Below are 24,012 nucleotides of genomic sequence, written 5' to 3' on the forward strand. Positions count from 1 at the left end.
CGAGGCCTAAGTCGTGATTAAGGCATACTAAAGTCTGTTCAAATTTATATCGGAGAGCTGCTTCATACCCTGAATGCATACTTCTTTGTTTTTTTCAAGTACGCCTAAAATCCGCTCCAAAAGCGGCTCGGAGGCATATTCGCAAAGGCTAAGCAGCTCCATGATGAGCTGATTTTTACGGTTTAGCGCCGAGCTCTGGCCTTGCCTATTTAGTAGCCCTTTTAGCAGATCGGCCGAGTTATCGTCGTCTAAAAAAAGCTCTTGTTCGCTAACCTCAAGAGCCTTGGCGATAAATGGAATTAGCTCGGCTTTGATCTCTCTGTTGCCGCTTAGGTAGTTGTAGATAGATGGTATCGACGGACTTTCGCCGCTACTTTTTAGAGTCGGATTTAGAGAAAGAAATCTATTTAAAAAGTCTTTTTTCTTTAAGCCTTTGTTTTTTAGGATCTGATTTATACGCTCGTATATTTGCATAATTTATCCTTTGCGGGTAACTTTTGAATTATATTGAGCAATATTATGCTATTAGAAATATTTATTCTATACGGCAAAAATTGATAAATTTTAGTATCCTACAAGAATAATTTTTATAAAAATTATTCTTTATTTTAAATTCATATAGGAGAATTTTATGAAAAAGTTGTTTTTAGTTTTTGTTTTATTGTTTGGAGCGTCGTTAGCGTTTGGAAAAGATGCGCCGATAGACATAAGATTTGTGCGCAAGAATAATAACGTTAATTATATTGAGATAAAGTCTTTATATAATGGTTCTTTAACCGTTGACCTTTCTAAATCGACAGTTAATGATGGAGAATGTATGCTCATAGATTATGAAAAAGTATATGCGGCGCTTGCTTCAACACTTCTTTCTATGTTTACCGGTAACGACGCATTTGACGAAGTTACAAATGAGGGCGTTAGGCAAATACCGGATCAAAGAGTAGTGAGGCTTGATTTTGGTGAGACTGTTGGATTTAACACTGTGGAATGCGCTGTAGAAAATATAAAAATAGTAACAAGCAGGGGCACATTTAAATTTAATCTAAGGTGATCTTGGCAACAGATCGTGTTTATTTTAATTTATAGGAGGAAATTTTATGTTATTGCTTAAGGTTTGTTTTTTTGGGTTTGTAAATTTCGTTGCTTTGGTTTTTATATTTAGTGCTTTGACGGAATGGAAATCTGGCGTTGTTTTATTTGCATCAATAGTTTTTGACTATTTTTTGACTTTTGCACAAATCGGAATCATCGATGCTAAAAAAAGAAAAAAGAAAGAGCAAAGACTTGAATATTTAAAAAGCATATGCCCTGATATTCCGGCTTTTCATTTACAGCGCATAAATTATCAGATATTAGGACAAGTGAGCGCATGCGAAGAAGATTCTTTGGATACCGATATTAACATTAGGGAGCAAGCTGTTAAACTGGGCGCCAATGGCTTAGTAATAGAAAATGAATCAACAAACTCTGGAACCGTTTACGGCGATGCTAAAGTAACTAAAGGATTTTTTGGTGGGGTAAATGTAAAACAAGAAAGAGATACTTATACTAATACCAAAATCACGGCCTATGCTTTAAAAATATATAAATGACGTTATGGCTATATGTTACTGGGTAAAATTTATTAATACTCTGTTTTAAAATATAAAGCCCCAAGTATTGTTCTTGATATTATTTTACAATGTAACAGTCAGTATTTATCCTGTTTATTTTATAGTTGTAGCGAGATTTGAGATAGCCGATTAAAGGCTATCTCAATACGCAAATACTCCTAGTATTTCATGGATATCAATATATTTAACCGTTAAAATACATCCTCTATGTGTTATTTTTTTCCAAAACCTCTTTTATCCTTGCGCTCCGGCTCTCTACGCTATCTTCTTCACTAAACATCCTATGTTCGCTATACTCAAACGGCGGCAGGTCTTTAACGAAATCATAAATTTCCTCAAAGCTTAAAATCTTGCCGTGCAGGTCGTAGCCGACGTTTAGCGCCTTGCCTTTTATATTTGCGATATTTGCGTGGATATGGCCGTAGAGCTGGATCGCGCCGTGGTGGCATGCGTTCCACTCGGCTAGCGGATAGTGAAAGAGCACGAGGCGAAATTTATCCTGTCCGTGCTGCACGGTTATATCTTTGTATTCGCAAATTTCCTCAAACAGCGCGTTGCCGTCTTGCTTTTTTATGCCTAGTAGCTCGTCTTTGCGCTTTTTTATCGCTTCATCGTGATTTCCTAGCACTAGGACGTGCTTTCCGTTTAGCTTGCTAAAGATTGATATGCTGGTCTGCATATCCTTGTGAAAGCTTAGATCGCCTATGTTATAAACCGTGTCGCAGGGATTTACGCGCGAGTTCCAGAGGCGAATGAGCGCCCTATCCATCTCCTCTACGCCAGAAAAAGGCCTAAAGCATGGATGAAATTTCATGATACTACTATGTCCGAAATGCAAATCGGAGGTAAAATAAATCATCGTTTTTCCTAAAATGTATTTAAAATTTACGGCGGCCAAGCAAATAATCCTTGACGCTCAAATTCGTAAAAGATTGCCCAAATTTGCGAATTTGCCTGTTTTTTGGCTTTTGGATTAAATTTAAGACGGTATAAGCCGTGCGGCTTTAAATTTGCTCTAGATTTTGAGACGGGTACGGCTTACGCAACCTTGCTAAATTTACAAGCCTAGCTGCATTTATCCTATTAAAATGCTAAATTTATGCTTAAATTTAGACTTATAGGCTTACTTCAAATTTCGCGCCGCTTTTTATTTCCATGATAACTAGGCGCTTGAAAAACACGGCCCCTACGTCCATCGAAAAGACGTTATTTTCGCGTCTGGTTATCCTATTTTCTTCGCTTGCGACGTGCCCGTGAAATATCCTCTTACCCGTATTATTACTCTCCCAAAAGGGCTCTATACTCCATAGTACGTAGTCCTCGTCCTGCTCCTCTTCGCTTTTGCCGCCGTCAAAGGCTGCGTGGACGAATATGCTTTTTTCAGAGCTTACGACGTGGGGCATATTGCTGATGAAATTTTTGAGCCAAGTAAGAGAAAATCTACTTAAATTTCTCTTACAAATTGATTTCTTCGTCTTGTTTCCGCCGTTTTTGATCCAAATTTGATACTCCATCGGATCGCAACCGAAAAATCCGTCAAACATCATCTTTTCGTGATTTCCAAGCACGTGAAGTAGGTTGTATCCGTCTTTGATTAGCTCGATATATCTTTGATACAGTCCGATCGTATCCTCACCTCGGTCGCAGCTGTCGCCTAGGATTATAACCAAATCGCTTTTTGTTAAATTTATCTTTTCAATCATCAGCTCAAAAAGCCCGAGACTGCCGTGCAGATCGCCGAATACGAAAATCCGCGCATAGTTATCTTCGTTTATATGTTTTATCTTTATCATTTTTGGTTCTTGTGCGTAAATTTGTGGAAAATTTTTGGGTTAAGTTTTTTGTATAAAGGTAGTGGAATTTTATTCATAAAAGATAAAAATTGGCTGAAATTTGTAGTAATTTGTACAAATTTCAGCTGAAAAATTATTTCAAGTATACCCCTTCGCTGTTTCTAACAATTTCTTCCAGCTCTTCTATGCGCTTTGAGTCCTGCGGATGAACGAACTCGTAGCTCTTGACGCGAAATACTTTCGAATCTTCGCCGTCTTCAAGCTTGTATTTTACGAAACAGTAGTAGCTGTGATCCGAAAAATAAGACGTCTCAATGAAACACAAGTATTCTCCTGCTTTTTCATCAAACTCTATTTTTTCCAGCGTTTCATCGCTGTTCTCCCACATCCAGGGGTCGTTTGGCAGATTGAGCTGATAAAATTTTAGCCCGATATAGCCCGCAACTTGAAAATATTCACCACAAAAAATGATACTACAGTTTTTGAAAAAATCTGTATATCTAACCATGAGTTCTCCTTTTTATTGAAGTTATAAGGGCAGTGTATCGAATCACGAGAATGGATGCAAGCAAAAACGGGTCACGCATGAGAAAAATCGTAAATTTATTTATTGATATTGTTAAAAGCCCATAAAATTGGACTTCACGTAATCATATTTTTATTCGACCCATGTTAAAATTCCAATAAATTTCAAGGCTTCCCAATGAAAATTCTCCATGCGACAGATCTGCATTTTAATAAATCGTGGTTCAAATTTATCAAAGATACTGAATCAAATTTCGACGTTATTTGTATAACGGGCGATTTTATCGACGCTTTTGACGAGGGCGGGATAGCTCCGCAGATAGCTTACGTTAGCAAATGGATTACAAATTTTACTAAACCTGTATTTGTTTGCAGCGGAAATCACGACGTAGGGCTGGCCTACGAGCAAGAGTGGTTAAACGATATCCCAAAAGTTTACGCAGACAACGCCGTAAAAGAAATAGACGGAGTAAAATTCGGCTGTGTTCCATATTTGAGGCCTAATTATGAAAAATTTACTCAGTGCGATGTTTTACTTTCGCATGTTCCGCCTGCCTACACGAAGGCTTCCGTGGGTGCTAGCGGCAATGATTACGGTAGCGAAAAACTTTATAATGCTATCGGCAAACAAGTCATAAGCCCAAAAATCCTTCTTTGCGGGCATACCCATAATCCTATAAAAAATATATGCAGGCTAAAGTATACCACGATTTATAATCCCGGTTGCGATAGGAATTTAAAAGAACCGAAGATTATCGTCGTGGAGATATAAAACGCCTCTAACTGAAAAAATGGCTTTAGTGCGAGTTACGAATTGGTTTTTTGATAAGCTACGTCGTTTAAAATTTTTAGAACGATTGAAACATTAAAAATAAAGTAAGCTAGATGTGTATATAATACTTACTAAAAATAAGGATTTAAGGTGAGCAAAAAAGATAAATTGATACGCGAACTTACCCAAAATCCTCTTAACGTTAGGTTTGAGACGCTTAAAATTTTACTAGAAAACGAAGGATATAGCGCCTCAAATAACGGTTCAAGCCATTGGCAGTTTAGAAAGTCGGGCAAAGATACGATAACCATACCGTATAAACGCCCGATCAAGCCGATTTACGTAAAAATAGTTTTAAAAGCGTTAAAGGACGATCAATGAAAAAAGACGTTGAATACTACATGAATTTGCCTTACGAGATCATAGTCAAAAAGCTATCAAAGGACGAAGGCGGCGGATATCTGGCTAGATATAAAGATTATCCTTTGGTTATGGGCGACGGCGAAAATGAGGCTGAAGCGATAGCGGACGTAAAAAAGGCTTTTAGATTCGTCATAGAAACGGACCTAAAAGAGGGCGTAAAAATAATCGAGCCCGGCGACGATACAAAATTTAAACGCATCAATATCACTATGCCCGAATCCATAATCAACGCCATAGATAAAATAACCAACAACCGCTCGGCTTGGCTTAGCGATACCGCCAGGAGAGCATTATCTCTATGAGAGAGCAGGCTAAACAAAAAACCTACTTCGGACTTGAGATATTTTCAAACGGCTACTACTCTGGCGTCAAAGAAAGCGATATTAAAAGGTTGCCGTTTTACGAATTTTGGCTCAAAAAGAGTCTTGGCTCGACGCAAGGCGTGTTTGTCGACGAAAACGGCAAGGAGATAGATGGTGAGAGGCTGGTTTATCTGCACGATTGGGAGAAATTTTGCAAGATATTTATAAATACCGGCAAGTAAACATTTTTAAAAACCGCTATAATACTTCAAATTTAACAAAGGAAATCCCTTGAACATAATAAAAAGCATATTTAGTAAAATTTTTAAAGGCGAGCAAGGCGAGGCGGACGTATTTGAAGCCATAGGCAAAATTTTAAACTCCAAAGGCGATGAGAACTACTATCTCATCCCAAAAGCCACGCTTGATGATGCGGCAGGCTCATCAAAGGAGATTGATCTGCTATTGCTTCATCCTGTATTTGGTATCTACGTCATCGAGGTCAAAAACTGGTCAAATTTAAATCAGATAGATAGCGCAAACGACCCTTACGAGCAGGTTAAAATTTATCAAAGAATGCTGCTTGCTAAAATCCAGTCCGAACTTAAAAAAGTACCGATAAACGTGGAATACCGAGTAATCTTTCCGTCCGTTAGCAAGGATGAGGCCGATAAATTTTATGAAAAAAATCCAAGCTATAAAAACTTTAAAAACCATACATTTTTTAAAGATGATTTAGCTAACAACAACGACATATTTGCCAGGTTTTTCCACTCATCCGTTGCGGATCACATCCCAAACAAAAAAGAGTTTCTAAAAATCTCACAAATGCTAGTCAGTCAAAGCAAGCTAAAACAAAAAATCATCCCGATAATTACGAAAGACGAGATTATTTTTTTTGACCGTAAGCAGCTTAGTATCATGAGCGGCTATACAGGCGGCTTTCGCGTGATAAGGGGCGTGGCCGGCACGGGCAAGACGATGATTTTAGCAAATTTCGTCGCAAATAGGCTAGAGCGAGACGATAGCGAGAAATTTTTAGTGCTTTGTTTTAACAAAAACCTAGCCGAAAACATAAGATCAAGCTTTGGCGATAGGTTTATGAAGCAAAGTATAGCCGTATACTCCATTATCTCGCTTTTAAATCGCATAGGATTTGACGAGGCTAAACTTGGTATCGACGAAAAGACGAGCCTAGATGAAAAATACAAAATCTTTGAAACGGATGAAGCCATAACTGAATTTAGAGCTAAATTTAGCGCTCATCTGGCAAAACATCCGATCGATTATGTCCTTTGCGACGAGACGCAGGATATGCCGGCGGGATTTATGAGGGTTATTTACGAGGAGATAAAAGACTGCGTGTTTTTTATAGACGAGGCGCAGAAATTTTACCCCTATACGATGAATAGCATCGCTGATATCTTTCATCATCCAAAATTTGAGCGCATAGATATGAGAGGGCGGGTAAAAAACCTAAAAAACGTCTACCGAACGCCGTCAAATATCGCTAGGTGCGCATTTGAAATCTTGCAAAACGATAGCGCGATAAATACCTACTATAAAAACAGCTTTTACCTAGATAAAAGCTTTCTGGAAGACATCGAATGCGTACTGCAAGACGGAAGCGTAAACGTAAGGGCTATGGATGACTTTGCGCAGCTTAGAGGCGTTTTAGAGTCCTTGCCCATAAACGAAACTAGCGTAGTTTTAAGCAATAGTAAAAAATCGGTCGAGGCCATAAAAGAATACGCCTTGCCAAAAGATAAAAACATAGACGTGCTTACAATGCAATCTATCAAAGGCCTTGAAGCTCAAAATATCGTTATACACAACTTTTTGCCGTTTCTGCAAACGACGCTAAAAAACGACCGCAAGCTATTTTATAGAAAAATTTATGTTTTATTAACTAGAAGCAAGGAAAATTTATACGTTTCGATTCCGGAAAAACTTGACGAAAATTTACCCGATGAGATTAAAAGCGTAATAGAAACGATAAAAAAATACGCAAGCATAGCAAAAGCTGCCGAAGGGCCAAGTAAAGACGAAAAAACCGCAAGCTCAAAAATAAAACTAGCCTCCATAAAACCCGTGCTAAGAGATATAAAAGACGGAGCCGAGCTAGTGGTGGCCGGAAGCGAACTGTTTGCTATAATAGCAGGGCTATTTGGGTAAGATTTAGCTTTAAATTTGGGCTTACGGCGTTTCTTGCCGCAAGGTTAAATTCAGGCTCGCAGTCTTTGCTCATCTTGGACGTAAATTTATACTCTCAAACTTAAATTTGACGAAGTTCGGCAGGGTGAGGCTAGAGCTTACCTTGCCCAGGTCCGTCGCAGTGTTGATAGGATGCTACGACATAAGTTTAGGGCTTATAGGGAATTTCAAATCAAAAAACGAGAGTTATCAGGATTATCTAAAAAATATTGACGACGATATATTTAAGGACAGAGCGAGAGACTGCATCAATAAAGACGATATAAGCAAGATGAGTTAAGGGCTCTAAAGGCTACTTCGAAATAGCGAATAGACAAATTTACCCCCCCCCCCCCCCGTATAGCAAATTTAGAAAACGAGAAAAATAAAATGAGAAAATTTAAAACATTAAGCAACGTAGCTATTATACCTTTGGGCGAGACGAGAGTTGCGAGTTATTCAAAACGAAAATGCAAAGAGCGTGTAAACAAAAGAGAGGAGATAAAAAGAAGCTACCGATAAATATGCCGTAGTGGAGCTTTTAGGGAAGGATTTTTTATCTATTTTTCTACTTCATTTGATTTGGATAGGTTTGAGAGCAGGCTACCGATACTTCGAAATGAAGGTCAAAATTTAGATAGCGGCGAGCCAAATAAAAGCTTGTTTGCCTAATTTATAAAAGAGATAGCGGAATTTAACTTTAAAAACCGAACGAACGCCTATGAGCTAAAAGACCTCAGCGTTGAGCAAATGGTTATCGTAAGATATCTGCTACAAGAGAAGCTAAAGGATGCTAGAGAGGCTGTGACCGGGAAGGAGTAACAGGTAGTAAAAAATATGCCTCGCCAAGGCTTGCGGCTTGATGCCGACTTTACCCATTGATATTACAAGGCCGGTTTTTAATAAAAACATAAATATGGACTATTGCTTATGTGTGTGAGGCGGGTTTTAAGAGGTGCTTGTCGCAGGGTAAAACATGCGAGGAAGCAGCACTAATGCCAAAAAAACCAAATCGACATAAAAACCGGTATACAAAACGACTTTTCTTATAGTGAGGCGATTTCTTGACGAGAGTTACGATGAAATTTACGAGGAATACGCATACGAGGAGAGTCGGATATAAAAATATGCTATAATGCGGTCAATTTAACTTCAAAGGTCATATAAATGAATGCATTAATACAATTTAGAGTAGATAAAGAACTCAAAAACGAAGCCGATAAACTCTTTAAAGAGCTCGGGCTTGATCTTGGTACGGCGATAAAGCTATTTTTAAAGCAATCGGTAAATAAGCAAGCCATACCCTTTGCCATAACGGCGCAAAAAGACGAAATAGACGCGAAGTATCTAAAAAGCGTGATAGAAAATATAGATAGCGGCAAGGTAAAGATGATAAGAAAAAATCTAAGCGAGCTTGAGAGTTTAGCCGATGCTTAATATCGAGTTTTATCCCGACGCATGGGATAATTACCTAAATTTTACTAGCGACAAGAAGCTTTTTGCGAAGATAAATATACTCATCAAAGACATCGTTAGAGGTAATGAAGCAGAAGGTATAGGCAAGCCCGAAGCGCTAAAAGGCGATCTAAGCGGTTGCTACTCTCGCAGGATAGACGGTAAAAACCGCATCGTTTATAGGACCAAGGGCGATACGGTGCAAATTTTACAAGTCGGAACGCATTACAAAGAGAAGTAATTTTAGCTAAGCCGATGCCAAGAGGATCGCATCGCCGGCTAGATGCCGCACGGAGGCTGTAAGCCCCAACGCTAACGCATCTGAGAGGATAGCTTGAAAAACTCATAAATTTTACCTAAGTTGTCGCCGTTTTAGATAAAAATGCGCCGTTGCTGGCGTTTTTAAGCGGAAGTATAAGTAAATTTTATGGTAAAGTAGTTTGAAAAATTGAAATTTTAAGAGTGATCGTCATAATGGGAATTAACCCATGCGTAACGCTTTAGTATTTTTCTAGCTCGTTTTAGCTCATTGCTTGGCGTCTTTCACGCTTTTTTAAGAAATAGTGAAAGATTATCACGATTTGAACTGCATCATATTAGTATAATTTAAATGCAAAATTTCGCTCTTGCGGTAAAGCCTGTTCAATTCTTTTAATTTAACGCTCGCATCTTTTAGCTCATCTAGCGTCTTAAAGAATTCGCTCTACTTATCCTCTTTGACCGGAGTTAAACCACTTCGTTATCATTAAGGCTCTTTAGTGTAAATTCTTTAAAGTTGCCTAATTTTAGGCTTTTTAGAAGCCTCAGTGCCAAAGAATTACCGCTTTTAAATACTTTTAATCTTGTTTGAATAAATGTATTCTCTAGTATTTATTTTTATAAGTATATACGAAATAAGATAAAATATTCTTATGTTTTACGCATGCTTATGTATATTTTAAAAAGAGATTTTAATCGTATACCCTAAAAGAGATTTGAATTGTGAACTCAAATGCTCCTAAAGCTTGTTCCAAAATTTAGTACAGTTTTTTAACTATAAAATTACTTATAATCTTGATATATCGGTATTTTGCTTGTTGTAGAAATAGATGAGTCTGTGATAGAAAAATAATTGTAAATAAAGGTAAAAAATTATACAATATCATATAGTATAAATCCCCGTATTTAGGGCTTAGAAAGGTGGTAAATGATAGAAAAATTTTATAGTACGGCGGAGTGTCCCTCTCTGTCCGCCACTACTTCAAGAAGCGTACAGAAAACCCAGTAAGTTACGGCAATAAAAAGAAACTACCAGCAGTGTTTTTTGCTGATATTTTCTCTGACTATCCAATAAAAACAGTCAAATTTTACACATCCAAGTCAGCCAAAATGATATACAATACCCAAATTATTAGCACGGATCAGTAATCCAAGTTAAAGATAAACCGTATTTTGTAAGCGATAGCGACAATCTAGCATTAAAATAATGTCTAATGGCGGTAAATTTTATCTACGAGTTTCGTAGTAAAGTAGTGAATAAGCCCAAAGGAATTATTATAGCAAATAGGCGAAATAAGCCTAGTCAAAGCTGCGACGAGGCGCGACGAGCTAAAGCGATACTTTGATTTTCGGACGACAGATCTTGTGATATGTATAAAGTATCGCAAGCTGTTTAAGTCCGTAAAATCAAGCTAATTTTAAACTTGCAGATACTTTTTATTCTATGCTATTTTGGGCGGTTTTGCGCGTAAATTTGGATTTTAAAAATATTAAAAAATAAAATTTGCACTAAAAGTGAAATCAAAATAAGCTAATTTTTTTTATCCAAATTTAGCTTTGCAAGGGTATTGCAAGTTAAATTTCTAAAATCGGACCGCATTTCAAATAAATAGGTTGATATTAAAAAGCGAAAACCGTTATTTTGCTACTTTTTTTTTGTCGATATGAAAATTTAACGAGCGGCTTAGTCTCTCGCATCTATAAACTTGTGTTTGTGCGATAAAAATTACCGTAAAAGTTAAGCCGCCTGTTTTTTTATTTATTTTTTTGTACTGCGCAAAAGACTCATCTTCATCTCGTAGTACCCCACGCTCATATCGACGTAGTGTTTGTGCGGGTTTTCAAAGCGCTGCTCTTCCTGCCAAATTTCATTTTCGAGCTGCTTTTTTACGTAGTCTCTGATTTGCGATAAATTTACCGGCTCGGCTGCGCGCTTGCCGTCTTTTACGACTAGATTTTGTAGCTGCCGCGCCGTGCAACCCTCAAAATACAGCTCCTTCCACGGCCTATCGGGATCTATGTAGCGGTAGGGTTTTGAGAGGTCGGGCGTTTCGTCCGCGTTCGTGATCAAATCGGCGACGGCTTGACCGCCTTTATATATGCGCCAGACCTTTTTTAGACCCGGGTTAGTCATCTTTTCTACGGCCTCCGAGACCTTTATACGCGGGCTAAAAATGCCTTCTTTTTCGACTGCGACTAGTTTATAGACTCCGCCGAAAACCGGATCGCTTTTTGACGTTATCAGTCGTTCGCCCACGCCAAAGCCGTCTATGCGTCCGCCTTGGGTTAAAATCGAGGCGATGGTGTATTCATCCAGGCTGTTTGAGACGATGATTTTGCAGTCTTGTAGCCCCGCCGCATCTAGCATCGCGCGGGTTTTTTTAGATAGATACGCTAGGTCGCCCGAGTCTAGCCTAACGGCTTTTAGACGCTTACCCATGGGTTCAAGCACTTCTTTTGCCGTTTTTATCGCATTTGGCACGCCGCTATGCAGCACGTCGTAGGTATCTACGAGCAGCGAAGCGGAGCCCGGATAGAGCAGGGCGTAGCGCTTAAAGGCTTCAAATTCGTCGCCAAAATACATCACCCAGCTGTGCGCCATCGTGCCGGTCGTCGGTATACTAAAAGCCTTAGCCGCCAAAACCGTCGCCGTGCCGTCCACGCCGCCGATATAGGCCGCTCTAGCGCCGTATACGGCCGCGTCGAAGTTATGCGCGCGTCTGGCGCCGAAGTCAAACACGCTCCTGCCGTCTGCGGCTTTTACGATGCGCCTAGCTTTGGTCGCGATGAGGCTTTGGTGGTTTATCTGCGATAGGATCGCGGTTTCTATGAGCTGCGCGTCGATAGGCGAGGCCACGACGGTTATAAACGGCTCTTGCGGATAGATGATCGTGCCTTCGGCAAATGCGTATATATCGCCTCTAAAGCGAAATTTACGCAGGTAATCCAAAAAATCCTCGCTAAATAAATTTAACGAGCGCAGATAAGCTACGTCGCTATCCTCAAAGCGAAAATTTTCTACGTACTCAATGATTTGCTCAAGTCCCGCAAATATCGCAAAACCGCCGCCGCTAGGCACTTTGCGGTAAAAAACGTCAAACGCCACTCGCGGCTGGTCCCCGCTTTTAAAATACCCCTCCGCCATCGTAAGTTCGTAAAAATCCATCACCATGCTGACGTTTCTTGCGTCAAACTGCGTCATTTTTGCCCTTTCTCGTTAAAATTTGATAATGATATAACCCCGCGGCTTGCGAGACGCTGAAATTTAGCGGAACGGTTTTTAACAAATATATTATTTAATCTCATAATATTATCACTTTTTATCGGTTTTTAAGCTCTATTAGCATATAGTTTTAAAGTTTTTATTTAAAAAAAATTTTTATATTATTTTTATATTTTAAATTACTTTTTTGAGTTTTAAGAATATGAAATCTGTAAATTTAGGAGGATTTTATGAAGCAAGCCTTGCTTTTAAGCAGCTCAAGCTACAAGGATACGGGCTATCTTAAGCACTGTAAAAACTGGATATACGACTTTTTAAAAGAGTGCGAGGTTTGGGACGAGCAGGTGCTTTTCATCCCGTATGCAGGAGTTCGCCGCACAAACGACGAGTACGAGCAAAAGGTCATCGACTGCCTGGAATACAAAAATATCGCGTCCATCCATAAATTTAGCGATCCAAAACGCGCCGTAGCCGAGGCCAAAGCCATCTGCATCGGCGGCGGAAATACCTTTGCACTGCTTTACTATCTTTATAAATTTGATTTAGTCGAAGCTATCAGGCAAAGAGTGGAGGCCGGAGTGCCGTATTTTGGCTGGAGTGCGGGCGCAAACGTCGCGGGAAGCACGATGATGACGACAAACGACATGCCTATCATCATGCCAAAGAGCTTTGACGCGTTAAATATCTTCCCGCATCAGATAAATCCGCATTTTATCAGCGGCAAGATCGCCGGACATAACGGCGAAAGCAGGGAGGAGAGGCTGGAGGAGTTTTTGATAGTAAATCAAAAAAGCCTGATCTACGCGCTGCCTGAAGGCACGGCTCTAAGGATAAAAGGCGAAAATGCGACCGTGATGGGTATGGATGAAAGCTGCGTTTTAAAAATGGCGTATCAAAAAGAAACCGAGCTCATAAAGGTCGGAGATAGCTTTAAATTTTAGCCGTTTTCGATTCGCGGCTCAAATTTCAAATTTGAAACGGTTTTAGAAAAGCTTTCAAATTTGGATTGGGTACCGATCGGCGACAAAAATAAAAAGATTAAATTTGACTCGAAACTAGCGCGCAAAATCCAAACGGCGTAAATTTGAGTCAAATTTGAAACAGGTATAAAACACAAAACGAAAGGGGACAAAATGGCTACTGCTAAGCTAATCTGTGCGGTCATAGGCTTGATCGCCGTCGTGTTTTTATTGGTCAAAAAAAGAGAGACCAAAACCGTGCTCATCGGCGTGGGACTCGTACTCTGCGTCATCTGCCTAAATCCGCTCGGAGCGCTTGAGAGCTTTACGAAGTCGATGACTTCGGCGGGGCTTATCAAGGCGATTTGCGCTAGCATGGGCTTTGCTTACGTTATGAAGGTTACTAAGTGCGACCAGCACCTAGTTTTGCTACTTACGAAGCCGATGAAAAATATCGGATTTTTGCTGATTCCGACTACATTCGTGCTGACTTATTTCATCAATATCGCGATACCGTCGGCTGCGGGCTGCTCGGCTGCGGTGGGAGCTACGATGATACCGCTTTTGATGGCCTCTGGCGTACGTCCTGCGATGGCGGGAGCGGCGGTGTTTGCCGGTACGTTTGGCGGCGTGCTAAGCCCGGGCTCTGCGCACAACATCTTCGTAACCGACATGGTTAAAAAGACAAACGAAGCCTACACCGTCCAAGACGTCATCGGCGTGCAGTTTCCAAACGCCGTAGCCGCCGGTATCGTCGTTTTGATCGTGATTAGCTTGACGGCGATTATCTTTAAAGATTATCAAAAAGGGCAGGATTTTTCGCCTAAATCTACAAGCAACGCCGGCGAAGCGACGCAGACGAAGGTAAATTTGCTATTTGCTCTAGCGCCTCTCATCCCGCTAGTTATCCTAGTCGTCGGCGGCACCGGCTTAAATAAAATCTCATGGCTAGCATGGACGAAGATGGGCGTGGCCGAGGCTATGATCCTTGGCGCTATCATCGCGGTTTTCATCACGTGGACGAGCCCGGAAAAGATCACCAAGGAGTTTTTTAACGGTATGGGTAGCGCCTACGCTGAGGTCATGGGTATCATCATCGCCGCCGGCGTTTTCGTCGCGGGTCTAAAGGCGTGCGGCGCGATCGATGCGGTCACCGAGTGGCTAAAGCACTCTCAGGAGTTCGTGCGCTACGGCGGTACTTTCGTGCCGTATCTCATGGGTACGGTCACCGGCTCTGGCGATGCCGCTACGATGGCGTTTAACCAAGCTATCACCGTTCATGCCGCAGATCTTGGCTTCGCGCAGGATAAGCTAGGTATGGCTGCTGCGATCTCTGGCGCGCTAGGCCGCTCGTCGTCTCCTATCGCGGGTGCAGCGATCGTGTGCGCGGGTCTAGCTATGGTTAGCCCGGTCGAGATAGCTAAGCGAACGGCTCCTGCGATGGCGATAGCCGTGTGTGTTATAGCGTTTTTTATGCTCTAAATTTAGAGTTAAATTTGATAAAGTCGGCGCCTTGCCGACTTTTTTACGTGAAAGGCGTTTGTCACCCTTTTTTAAATCTCTAAATTTTAGAAAATTAGTTAAATTTAATCCTTGCACACCTCGTTTCTCTCAAACAAGCGCTTTTTCTATCAAATTTACCGAGTCAAATTTGCCGCGCAAAGGCGGCCGTGCTATCTTTGGATAAATTTTTTATATCGGTCGCAGGCTAGCTCGGGCTCCATTTCGCACGCTTTTTTGAGGTATTTTTCGGCCGTATTTGCGTCCTCTTTGACGCCTCGTCCTTGCGCGTATAGGTTGCCTAGGTTGTAGCATCCGCCGCCATTACCCATGTCGCAGGCTTTGGCGTAAAATTCGCTAGCTTTTGCGTAGTCTTGCTTCATGCCGCGTCCGTTTGCGTAGGCAAAGCCCAAATTTGAGCAGCCCGCCTCATCGCCCATATCGCACGCCTTTGCGTAAAGCTCGGCGGCTTTTTTGCCGTCCTGCGCTACACCGCTTCCGTTGTCGTATAAAAAGCCCAAATTTGAGCAGCCTGCGCCGCTACCTAGCTTGCACGCCTTTGAGTAGAGTTCGGCCGCCTTTTGATAGTCTTGCACGGCTCCATCTCGCCCGTTATCGTATAAAACTCCAAGCTCGTAGCAGCTTGCGCCGTTTCCGCCGTCGCACTGCTTTTGCAACGCGTTTATGTCGGCGCCGACAGCCAAAACCGAAGCCGCGATTAGCGGTAAAAATATCTTTTTCATCAAATTTGCTCCTATTTAAATTTGCTTTCGCATTTTACGCAAAGCGAGCTTAAATTCGGGCGAGCGGGTTAAATTTTACGTAAATTTGGGCTAGCGCCGTAAAGGGGCGTGTCTCGGAGCGTAAGATAAGAGGCGGTTGAAATTTGACCCTGATCGGATTTACGGTGCTCGGGCGGGCAAAACGCTGCCGTAAGCCCGAGTGAGTCGAGCTAAATTTGTCTCGGCTACGGATCGCAAATTTAAAAAAGTAGCCTAAAAATTTGAGTGCAAAGCACGCTTACCAAAAAGCGCATAAATTTAAAAACCGGCATTTTCAAAGAACGCGTAAATTTCAGTTTGACTTTTACAATTTGAGAGCGAATTCGCCCTCAAATTTGACCCGGTTTATTTCTCTGCTATGATTTTTACGATCTCGCAGACGACGTTGCTGGCCGCGCGTAGCGATTTTACCGGCAGGTATTCGTAGATGGAGTGAAAGTTGTGCGCGCCGGTAAAGAGATTTGGGCACGGTATGCCTTTTTCCGAGATGACGGCGCCGTCGTAGCCGCCTCGCATCGGTATGACTTTTGGCTCTATGTTTAGCCGAGCGTAGGCTTGTTTTGCCGCGACGACGGGCAGGCTGTTTTCGCCGTCCGCTAGGTAGTTAAATACGTTTTTGTAGCGGTCTTTTAGACTGATTTGAATTCTGTGCGCGCCGTAAATTTTAGTAAACGAGTCGGAAAGATCTTGTAAAAACGCCATGCGCTGCGCGTATTTTGCCTCGTTAAATTCGCGAACGTCGAGCTTTAGCACGGTCTTTGCGCTGTTGCCAGATAGCTCCTTGACCCAGTAGTATCCCTCGACGCCGTCCGTGTACTCGGGTGCTTCGCCGCCCGGTAGCATCGAGATAAATTTATGCGCGAGCAACAATGAATTTACCAGCTTGCCCTTGGCATTCATCGGGTGCGCGGACTGCCCGGTAAAAGTCACGACCGCGTCGCCTGCGTTCCAGTTTTGGTAAATCAGCTCGCCGATACCGCAGCAGTCCAGGCAGTAAGCAAAATCGGCCTTTATCTCCGAGATATCAAGCGCCTTGGCTCCGCGCAGGCCTTGCTCCTCGTCGGGTAAAAAGCCAAACGTCACGTCGCCGTGCTCTATTTGCGGGTTTTGTATGAAAAACTGCGCGGCGTTTACGATGGCGGCGATCGCGGCCTTGTCATCCGCACCTAGCAGGCTGGTGCCGTCCGTTACGATGAGGTCGTCTCCGACGTAGTTAGCAAGCTCTGGAAATTCGCTTTGCTTTAGCGTTATGCCCAGCTCTTTGTTTAGCGTGACATCGCCGCCCTCGTAGCGCACGATTTGCGCTTTCGTGTCGTTTTTTTGCTCCGCGCTCGTATCAAGGTGCGCAAAAAACGCCACAGACGGCAGCCTTTTAGAGGAGTTTGACGGCAAAACGGCCGTGGTTATGGCGTTTTCTCGTCTTTTTATATTTTGCAGGCCAAGCTCTTTTAGCTCGCTTTCTATCAGCTTTGCTAGATCGTGCTCGGTAGGGTTTGAAGGCATCACGCCCGCCGCGCCCGCTTCGCGGTTTGTCGTTGTGTTGATCTTCGTATAGCGTAAAAATCTCTCGACTATGTCCATGTTTGCTCCTAAATTTGAGATAAAATTTATGAAATTATACTATCTTTTAATTAAGCTTAAAATAAAATTTTAATATTTTTTGGCAAGTTTAAAATTTAATCGGTATAATTCGCAAACTAAATTTAAAGGAGCAAAAATGCGAAATTTACGCTACGTAGGCGACTTTTCGGACTTTCATCAGGTGTTTTCGGCGACGCTGGGCAAGATGGCTGCGGTGCAAGGTAGATTTGCGGATATCGTCGGCAACCTCGGCTGGAACGTGGATTTTGATCGCTGCGAGATAGCTTTCGGCGATCAAATTTACAAGATACAGTTTATCGGCAGCGAGTCAAACGTGAGCGACACGTGGCTGTGGGGGCACGCGAACGTAAATAACTTTGGCGAGGAGGCGACGCGATTTTCGGCGGAGGTGTTGCGCGCTGGGGCGGAGTGGGACTTGCAGGCTTTTAGCGAGCCTAGCTTTGAGCTTGATGAAACCTTTAACGGCCATACGCTTTGCATCGCCGCATGCGGAGCTGTGGGCGAAAATTTATGCTACTACGGCTGCAGGCACGATAAGGGCTGCGCGTTTGTAGCGATCACCGATGCGCCGGCCTCTCTTTTTGAGCCTCTTGGCGCGCACGAGTTTGTTAAAATCGCAAGCGGCTGCATACAAAATCACGACGTCGATCACAAAATTTTTATCAAAAGCTTTTTGGAATTTAACGGAGTCAAATTTGATGAAAACGTCGAAAAGGGCGGATTTTTTAAAAAAGGCAAAGACGAAATCGTAGCTAAATTCGAAAAAGAGCTTTTTATTAAATTTGACGATAAGGGCAGGATTTCGGAGTTTAAATACGAATTTTAATTTGGGTAGTTTGAGCGAGGCGATGAGCTAAAAGCCCACCGCCTTAAATTTACGAATGGAAGTGAAACTCGTCCGGATGATCGAGGGCGTAGCGGAATTTCTCCATATCTACTTTTTTATCCCAGATTGAGATGATTAGGCAGCCTACGGCGTTACCGCAGAGGTTTCCGACCGCGCGCATCTCGGACATAAATTTATCCACGCCAAGCAGCACTGCAACCGTAACGACAGGAATACCTGCGCTAGGAAGCGCGGCAAGCGTACCGGCAAGTATGATAAATCCAGAGCCCGTGACGCCGACGGCGCCCTTGCTCGTTACCATCAAGATGACGAGAATTTGTATCAAATGCTCGATTGTTAGCGGGATATCGAAGGCTTGAGCGAGGAAAATAACGCTAAGCGATAGGTAGATGTTCGTGCAGTCGAGGTTAAACGAATATCCAGTCGGTATGATGAGTCCGACCGCGCCCCTGTGGATGCCAGCTGCTTCGAGCTTTTGCATGAGCGGAGCTAGCGCGGTCTCCGAGGAGCTCGTCGCAAACACGATCAGGACTTCTTTTGCGATGAAGCGCATAAATTTAAAGATATTAACCTTTGCAAAATAGCAAATTATACCCAGAACGACGAATATAAAAAATAAGCTTGCAATCGCCATAACGAAAAGTAGCTCAAGCATACCTAAAAGTGAGTTAATGCCGAATTTGCCGATCAAAAACGCCATCGCTGAAAATGCCGCAACCGGGCTAAATAGCATCAAAATCGTAAGCAGTTTTAGCACCCAGTGCTGAACGATTTCAAGCGGTTTTAGGATCTTCTTTTTGTAGTCGTGCTTTAAAAACGAGATCGCAACAGCCGTAACGATCGCCAAAAATAGCACCTGAAGCGTGTTTGATTTGATAAACGGATCAAGTAGATGCACGTAAGGGAAGATACCGTCAACCGGTACAGCGCCGCGTAAAATATGAAGCGTATGCGCTAAAATTCCGCTATTTGCGTCTATATTTGAGGCTTGGCTCGTAAATTTTTCTACGCTAGAGGCGTCAAGTTGCGTGTAGTCAAGGTGCATATCGTGACCCGGCCTTAGCGTCTCGCCAAAGATTATACCCACGGCAAGCGCTATGGTGCTAACGACCTCAAAGTAGATAAAACCCTTAAGTCCGATAGAGCCCAGTTCCTTCATACTCTCAAGTCCAATGATGCCTGAGACGATCGTGAGGAAGATAATTGGTCCTATGAGCGCTTTTAAAGCTTTGATAAAGTAGTCGATGCCCGGCTTGCTCGCGATGCCTAGGTCGGGGAAAATCATACCGACCGCGATACCGGCGATGATGCCGAAAACGACCCAAAACGCGAGGTTGGTAAACATTCTAATAAGAAAAGGTTTTTGCGGTTTTGCCGCGTTTGAAACGCTTGGGTTCAAGAGGTGTCCTTTAAAAATTATTAAAAAGCTATTTTAACAAATAAATTTATATAAAAAGATAAAATCGCGGCGATTTTGGTCAAATTTTACCCGCCGCCGCAAATTTCATCAAATTTTACAAACTCTCTAAAATTTCGATCGAGTTTATCTTATCGCCTTGCCTGACGCTATCTAGAGTCTTTAGGCTCGGCTCGTCCACGATCTGTCCAAACACCGTATGTACGCCGTCAAGGTGCGGCTGCGCGCTGTGGCAGACGAAAAACTGACTGCCGCCCGTATCGCGTCCGGCGTGCGCCATAGATAGCGCTCCGCGTTTATGCTTGTGTTTTTGGCCTACGCACTCGCATTTGATGCGCCAGCCCGGTCCACCGATTCCCGTGCCGTGCGGGCAGCCGCCCTGGATCACGAAATTTGGGATCACGCGGTGGAAATTTAGCCCATCGTAAAAGCCGCTTTTGGCTAGGTGCGCGAAATTCGTCACCGCTTGCGGCGCTTCGTCGCCGTAGAGCTCGAGCTTCATATCGCCTTTTTCGGTGTGGATCACGGCAAATTTGAGCTTAGCAAGCTCGGCCGCGTCGATGTCGTAGATTTTTAGTTCGTCGTTTCTCATTTTGTTCCTTAAATTTATTCGATATTTGTATAAACCGCTTGTACGTCGTCGTCGTCCTCGAGCTTATCGAGTAGCTTTTCTAGTTCGTTCATTTGCTCTTCGTCTAGGCTTACCGGCGAGTTTGCGATGTACTGCAGGCTTGCTTTTTTAGCCTCTAGTCCTAGCTTTTCGATGCCTTCGCTTATCGTGCCAAAGCTTGCGTAATCGCCGTAGATATAGAGCACGCCGTCTTCTTCCTCGATCTCGGTTAGACCAAAGTCGATGAGCTCTAGCTCGATCTCGTCAAGCTCTTTTGCTGGCATATCAAGCTCGAAAACGCTCTTTCTCGTAAACATGAAATTTAAGCTTCCGCTAGGCAGGATTTCGCCGCCGTTTTTACTAAATATCGCCTTGACGTTAGCGACCGTGCGAGTCGGGTTATCAGTAGCACACTCGACGATGATCTGCACGCCGTGCGCACCCTTGCCGTCGTAAAAGATAGTCTTGATATCCGCGCTATCCTTGCCGCTGGCGCGTTTTATCGCCGCATCGATGTTGTCTTTTGGCATATTTTGCGCCTTGGCTGCAGCTATCGCGGCGCGAAGTTTCGGGTTCATATCAGGCTCGGTGCCGCCCTCTTTAGCTGCCACGGTTATGGCTTTTGCGAGTTTTGGAAAAACCTTGCTCATCTTGTCCCAGCGCGCTTCCTTCGCGGCGCGCCTATATTCAAACGCTCGTCCCATTTCGTTCCTTTAAAAATTTTTGCCCAATTATATCTAAAAAAATTTTGCATTTTTTTAAAAATACGAGGTTTTGAGCGTATTAGCAAAAAATTTAGCTTTAAGTCCTATAATCCGCGTATGATTTTAAATGCCCGAAAAGACGACGCCGCGCGCTGCATAGAGCTGTTAAATTTAGCCATGGAGGACATCGCATTTACGCTTAGCGGCGTGAGCGACCCCGTTAAGAGCGATGAAATTTTGCATAAATTTTTTAGAAGCGAGATAAACCGCCTAAGCTACAACAACGTTTTTGTTTTCAAATTTGACGGCGAGATCGCGGGGGCGATTTGCGCTTACGACGGAGGCGAGATCGATGCGCTAGATGGGCCTATTAGGACGCATTTGCAAACGCTCGGTTTAAGCGAATTTCCGCAGACCGAGTGCTTCGCGGACGAGCTATATATCGATAGTCTCGCCGTGGACGAGAGATTTCGCGGACGAGGTATAGCAAAAGAGCTGATCAAATTTATCTTTACCCTCGCGCCAAAACGAAATATCAAAAAAGTAGCTCTCATCGTCGATGAAAAAAAGCCTAAAACCATGGCTTTTTACGAGCGTTTGGGCTTTGAGACCGACTGCGAAATGATCATAAATTCTCACAAATACTACCACATGATAAAGGAGATAAAATGACTAAATTTAAGGTTGCTAACATCCACTGCGAAAACTGCGCAAACACCATAAAAAACGCTCTTGGTGATGAATACGGCGAGATAAAGGTCGATCTAAGCGTAGAACCAAGGGTCGTGAGCGTAAATTTAGACGGCAAGGACGAGGCGAAATTTAAAGAGGAGCTGGATGATTTGGGATTTAGCGTCATAGGGAAAATTTGATGCAAAATATCAAACTAAACATCGCGGGCATGACCTGCGTAAACTGCTCAAACGCCATCGAGCGCGTAACTAAAAAGATCTCGGGCGTGATAGATGCGAAGGTCAGCTTTGCAAACGGCTCGGGTGAATTTATCATAGAAAGCGCCGAAGTGCAAGCCGCGATAGAGGAAAAAATAAAAAAACTAGGCTACGGCGTGGCCAAAGATTTGGCGGAATTTGAAGCCAAACGCGAGAAACATATTTTAAATTTACGCCGAAATTTCCTAGCCGCTGCAGCTTTTAGCGCGGTGATCATGGCGATTGAGATGAGCGAGCAGCCAAGTGTGGCAAAATCAGCTATCATGCTGGCACTTGCCTTTATTACGATAGCTACGTGCGGGCGGGATTTTTTCATCCATGCTTACGGCGCGCTGAAAAACAAAAACTTCGACATGAACGTACTCGTCGCGCTGGGAACAAGCACGGCGCTTGCGTACTCGATGGGAGTTTTTATCGCGGGCGAGCGCCTACCTGAAAACATGCGCCACCTCTACGTCTCGGGCGCGGCTATGATAACGGCTTTCGTGCTGCTGGGTAAATTTTTAGAAGAGCGCTCAAAAGCTCGGGCAGGCGATTATATAAAATCTCTCATGAATATGTCGCCAAAGACCGCTCTCGTACTACAAAAAGACGGCAGCGCGCTGGAAGTGGATGCCGTGAGCCTAAAAATAGGCGACATCGCGGTCGTAAAGAGTGGCTACGCGGTGCCTTGCGACGGAGTCGTGATAAACGGCGGCGCAGAGATCGATACCTCGATGCTAACGGGCGAGAGCCTGCCCGTCTACAAGAAACAAGGCGACGAGGTTAATGCCGGAACTATAAATTTAAACGGCTACATCAACGTAAAGGTTACAAAGCTCGCTAGCCAGACGCTTTTGTCGCAAATTTTAGAACTCTTAAGCGACGCGTCGAGCAAAAAGATGCCTATTAGCCGCTTTGCCGACCGCGTGGCAAATATCTTCGTGCCTAGCGTGATCGCTATCGCCGTCGTTACGTTTTTTGCGTGGTTTGCGCTTACGGGAAATGCGCTGCAAGGCGTGCTAAGCGCGGTTTGCGTGCTGATTATCTCGTGTCCTTGCGCGCTGGGGTTAGCTACCCCGATAGCTATCGTCTCCTCGCTATCTCTAGGCGCTAAAAACGGAATCCTCATCAAAAATCCCGAAGTTTTAGAGGTTCTTGGCGGCGTGAAATACGCGGTATTTGATAAAACTGGCACGCTAACTAAGGGCGAAATTTCGGTAAATTTTACCGATATAAACGATGAAAATTTAGCCAAAATCGCCGCGCTAGAGGCCAAAAGCTCGCACCCGATATCAACTGCTATCGTTAGATACGCAAACGAGCTAGGGCTTAAAATTTTAGGCGACGAAAAGGGCTTTGAAAATATCGCGGGACGCGGCGTAAAGAGCGACGATGATAGCGTGATAGCAGGCAACGAGGCATTTTTGAGCGAGCTTGGCGTGGAGATAAGCGCGCAGGCCAAAGAGCAAATTGCCAAAGCACAAAACGAAGGAAACGGCGTAATACTCGCAGCCGTGGATAAAATTTACGTTGGATTTATAGCGCTTAGCGACAGGGTAAAGGACGACGCCGTGCAGGCTATGCAAAGCCTAAAAAGCGCCGGCGTAACGCCGGTGATGCTAACCGGGGATAACGCCTTCACCGCTAAAAACGTAGCGTGCAAGCTAGGCGTAGAAAAGGTCTTTGCCGGTATGTTGCCTAATGAAAAATTTGAAACCATAAAACGCCTGCAAGAAGAGGGTGCGGTGCTGTTTGTCGGCGACGGTATCAACGACGCCGCACCGCTAAAACAAGCAAATGCCGGCATCGCGATGAGTAGCGGCGCGGACATCGCAAAAGAGGCCGGCGACATAGTGCTAGTAAAAAATGACCTAAAAAGCGCGGTTTCTACGATAAATTTAGCCAGAGAAACAATGAAAACGATAAGGCAAAATTTGTTTTGGGCGTTTGTTTATAACGCCGTTTGCATCCCCGTCGCGGCCGGAGTTTTAGCGCCGTTAGGACTCATGCTAACGCCTGTTTACGGGGCTGCGGCGATGTGCTTTAGCTCGGTCACGGTCGTGTTAAATTCGATCAGATTACGATTTAAACAAATCTAAAAT

Annotated in this window: 26 protein-coding genes; 15 read left to right on the plus strand and 11 right to left on the minus strand. The window is 43.4% G+C overall.

What is annotated here, in order from left to right; genetic code table 11:
* Window positions 1–27: 27 nt before the first annotated feature.
* Entirely contained in the window at window positions 28–474 is a 447-nt protein-coding gene (locus EE116_RS05060) for a helix-turn-helix domain-containing protein (protein ID WP_122873499.1), read from the minus strand.
* Window positions 475–631: 157 nt separating this feature from the next.
* Between EE116_RS05060 and EE116_RS05065 the strand changes: the two genes are divergently transcribed.
* Both EE116_RS05065 and EE116_RS05070 read left to right on the plus strand, forming a co-directional pair.
* Window positions 632–1,051, plus strand: coding sequence for a hypothetical protein (locus tag EE116_RS05065; protein ID WP_122873500.1), 420 nt, complete (start codon window positions 632–634; stop codon window positions 1,049–1,051).
* A 46-nt stretch (window positions 1,052–1,097) separates the two neighbouring features.
* Window positions 1,098–1,592, plus strand: a complete 495-nt coding sequence (locus tag EE116_RS05070; protein WP_122873501.1) for a hypothetical protein — start codon at window positions 1,098–1,100, stop codon at window positions 1,590–1,592.
* Window positions 1,593–1,818: 226 nt separating this feature from the next.
* On the opposite strand, the gene EE116_RS05075 is transcribed toward EE116_RS05070, so the two are convergent.
* The 3 genes from EE116_RS05075 to EE116_RS05085 all read right to left on the minus strand — a co-directional run bounded on the left by EE116_RS05075 (window position 1,819) and on the right by EE116_RS05085 (window position 3,914).
* Window positions 1,819–2,472 (minus strand): metallophosphoesterase, encoded by a 654-nt coding sequence (locus EE116_RS05075; protein WP_122874441.1) that lies wholly within the window; start codon window positions 2,470–2,472, stop codon window positions 1,819–1,821.
* A gap of 256 nt (window positions 2,473–2,728) precedes the next feature.
* Window positions 2,729–3,406 (minus strand): metallophosphoesterase, encoded by a 678-nt coding sequence (locus EE116_RS05080; protein WP_122873502.1) that lies wholly within the window; start codon window positions 3,404–3,406, stop codon window positions 2,729–2,731.
* 133 nt (window positions 3,407–3,539) lie between these two features.
* Complete coding sequence (locus EE116_RS05085; RefSeq protein WP_122873503.1) at window positions 3,540–3,914, minus strand: hypothetical protein; 375 nt, start codon at window positions 3,912–3,914, stop codon at window positions 3,540–3,542.
* A 195-nt stretch (window positions 3,915–4,109) separates the two neighbouring features.
* Here EE116_RS05085 and EE116_RS05090 point away from each other — a divergent pair, with 195 nt between their 5' ends.
* The 7 genes from EE116_RS05090 (at window position 4,110) to EE116_RS05120 (ending at window position 9,317) form a co-directional block, all read left to right on the plus strand.
* Window positions 4,110–4,703: a metallophosphoesterase family protein gene (locus tag EE116_RS05090; protein ID WP_122873504.1), complete on the plus strand. Its 594-nt coding sequence runs from the start codon at window positions 4,110–4,112 to the stop codon at window positions 4,701–4,703.
* A 150-nt stretch (window positions 4,704–4,853) separates the two neighbouring features.
* Entirely contained in the window at window positions 4,854–5,084 is a 231-nt protein-coding gene (locus EE116_RS05095) for a type II toxin-antitoxin system HicA family toxin (RefSeq protein WP_122873505.1), read from the plus strand.
* Complete coding sequence (locus EE116_RS05100) at window positions 5,081–5,428, plus strand: type II toxin-antitoxin system HicB family antitoxin (protein WP_122873506.1); 348 nt, start codon at window positions 5,081–5,083, stop codon at window positions 5,426–5,428. Before EE116_RS05095 ends, EE116_RS05100 begins: the two co-directional genes overlap by 4 nt.
* Window positions 5,425–5,670: a hypothetical protein gene (locus EE116_RS05105; protein ID WP_122873507.1), complete on the plus strand. Its 246-nt coding sequence runs from the start codon at window positions 5,425–5,427 to the stop codon at window positions 5,668–5,670. The genes EE116_RS05100 and EE116_RS05105 overlap by 4 nt, the downstream gene beginning before the upstream one ends.
* Window positions 5,671–5,719: 49 nt before the next feature.
* Window positions 5,720–7,603, plus strand: a complete 1,884-nt coding sequence (locus EE116_RS05110; RefSeq protein WP_241091642.1) for a nuclease-related domain-containing DEAD/DEAH box helicase — start codon at window positions 5,720–5,722, stop codon at window positions 7,601–7,603.
* Between the two features lie 1,185 nt (window positions 7,604–8,788).
* Window positions 8,789–9,058: a type II toxin-antitoxin system RelB/DinJ family antitoxin gene (locus EE116_RS05115; protein WP_122873508.1), complete on the plus strand. Its 270-nt coding sequence runs from the start codon at window positions 8,789–8,791 to the stop codon at window positions 9,056–9,058.
* Window positions 9,051–9,317 carry a Txe/YoeB family addiction module toxin gene (locus EE116_RS05120; protein ID WP_122873509.1) on the plus strand — a complete coding sequence of 89 codons (267 nt, stop codon included), beginning with the start codon at window positions 9,051–9,053 and terminating at the stop codon, window positions 9,315–9,317. Before EE116_RS05115 ends, EE116_RS05120 begins: the two co-directional genes overlap by 8 nt.
* Before the next feature lie 1,776 nt (window positions 9,318–11,093).
* Here EE116_RS05120 and EE116_RS05125 read toward each other — a convergent pair.
* Window positions 11,094–12,536 carry a nicotinate phosphoribosyltransferase gene (locus EE116_RS05125; protein ID WP_122873510.1) on the minus strand — a complete coding sequence of 481 codons (1,443 nt, stop codon included), beginning with the start codon at window positions 12,534–12,536 and terminating at the stop codon, window positions 11,094–11,096.
* A gap of 251 nt (window positions 12,537–12,787) precedes the next feature.
* Here EE116_RS05125 and pepE point away from each other — a divergent pair, with 251 nt between their 5' ends.
* The gene (gene pepE, locus EE116_RS05130) at window positions 12,788–13,498 is read left to right on the plus strand and encodes a dipeptidase PepE (RefSeq protein WP_122873511.1); all 711 of its coding nucleotides are present in this window, start codon (window positions 12,788–12,790) and stop codon (window positions 13,496–13,498) included.
* Here pepE and EE116_RS05135 read toward each other — a convergent pair.
* Window positions 13,495–13,689, minus strand: a complete 195-nt coding sequence (locus EE116_RS05135; protein WP_241091643.1) for a hypothetical protein — start codon at window positions 13,687–13,689, stop codon at window positions 13,495–13,497. The genes pepE and EE116_RS05135 overlap by 4 nt on opposite strands.
* A gap of 1 nt (window position 13,690) precedes the next feature.
* On the opposite strand from EE116_RS05135, the gene dcuC reads away from it, so the two are divergent.
* A complete protein-coding gene (dcuC, locus tag EE116_RS05140; RefSeq protein WP_122873513.1) occupies window positions 13,691–14,998 on the plus strand; it encodes a C4-dicarboxylate transporter DcuC in 1,308 nt (435 codons plus the stop codon).
* A gap of 191 nt (window positions 14,999–15,189) precedes the next feature.
* Here the strand turns inward: dcuC and EE116_RS05145 are convergent, their stop codons facing one another.
* Both EE116_RS05145 and pepT read right to left on the minus strand, forming a co-directional pair.
* The gene (locus EE116_RS05145) at window positions 15,190–15,759 is read right to left on the minus strand and encodes a tetratricopeptide repeat protein (protein WP_122873514.1); all 570 of its coding nucleotides are present in this window, start codon (window positions 15,757–15,759) and stop codon (window positions 15,190–15,192) included.
* Between the two features lie 384 nt (window positions 15,760–16,143).
* Window positions 16,144–17,379: a peptidase T gene (gene pepT / locus EE116_RS05150; protein WP_122873515.1), complete on the minus strand. Its 1,236-nt coding sequence runs from the start codon at window positions 17,377–17,379 to the stop codon at window positions 16,144–16,146.
* A gap of 136 nt (window positions 17,380–17,515) precedes the next feature.
* On the opposite strand from pepT, the gene EE116_RS05155 reads away from it, so the two are divergent.
* Window positions 17,516–18,226: a DUF6882 domain-containing protein gene (locus EE116_RS05155; RefSeq protein ID WP_122873516.1), complete on the plus strand. Its 711-nt coding sequence runs from the start codon at window positions 17,516–17,518 to the stop codon at window positions 18,224–18,226.
* A 49-nt stretch (window positions 18,227–18,275) separates the two neighbouring features.
* Here EE116_RS05155 and EE116_RS05160 read toward each other — a convergent pair whose 3' ends face one another.
* The 3 genes from EE116_RS05160 to EE116_RS05170 form a co-directional block, all read right to left on the minus strand.
* Window positions 18,276–19,646: a cation:dicarboxylate symporter family transporter gene (locus EE116_RS05160; protein ID WP_122873517.1), complete on the minus strand. Its 1,371-nt coding sequence runs from the start codon at window positions 19,644–19,646 to the stop codon at window positions 18,276–18,278.
* 115 nt (window positions 19,647–19,761) lie between these two features.
* Window positions 19,762–20,256: a peptidylprolyl isomerase gene (locus tag EE116_RS05165; RefSeq protein ID WP_122873518.1), complete on the minus strand. Its 495-nt coding sequence runs from the start codon at window positions 20,254–20,256 to the stop codon at window positions 19,762–19,764.
* A 14-nt stretch (window positions 20,257–20,270) separates the two neighbouring features.
* Window positions 20,271–20,978: a YebC/PmpR family DNA-binding transcriptional regulator gene (locus EE116_RS05170; RefSeq protein ID WP_122873519.1), complete on the minus strand. Its 708-nt coding sequence runs from the start codon at window positions 20,976–20,978 to the stop codon at window positions 20,271–20,273.
* A gap of 117 nt (window positions 20,979–21,095) precedes the next feature.
* Here EE116_RS05170 and EE116_RS05175 point away from each other — a divergent pair, with 117 nt between their 5' ends.
* Genes EE116_RS05175 through EE116_RS05185 form a run of 3 tightly spaced genes read left to right on the plus strand, consistent with a single transcriptional unit; the run spans window position 21,096 to window position 24,009 of the window.
* Entirely contained in the window at window positions 21,096–21,650 is a 555-nt protein-coding gene (locus tag EE116_RS05175) for a GNAT family N-acetyltransferase (protein ID WP_122873520.1), read from the plus strand.
* Window positions 21,647–21,850, plus strand: a complete 204-nt coding sequence (locus tag EE116_RS05180; protein ID WP_002953060.1) for a heavy-metal-associated domain-containing protein — start codon at window positions 21,647–21,649, stop codon at window positions 21,848–21,850. Before EE116_RS05175 ends, EE116_RS05180 begins: the two co-directional genes overlap by 4 nt.
* Window positions 21,850–24,009: a heavy metal translocating P-type ATPase gene (locus tag EE116_RS05185; RefSeq protein ID WP_122873521.1), complete on the plus strand. Its 2,160-nt coding sequence runs from the start codon at window positions 21,850–21,852 to the stop codon at window positions 24,007–24,009. Before EE116_RS05180 ends, EE116_RS05185 begins: the two co-directional genes overlap by 1 nt.
* Window positions 24,010–24,012: the final 3 nt, after the last annotated feature.

The organism is Campylobacter showae (assembly GCF_900573985.1).
Lineage (GTDB): Bacteria > Campylobacterota > Campylobacteria > Campylobacterales > Campylobacteraceae > Campylobacter_A > Campylobacter_A showae_E.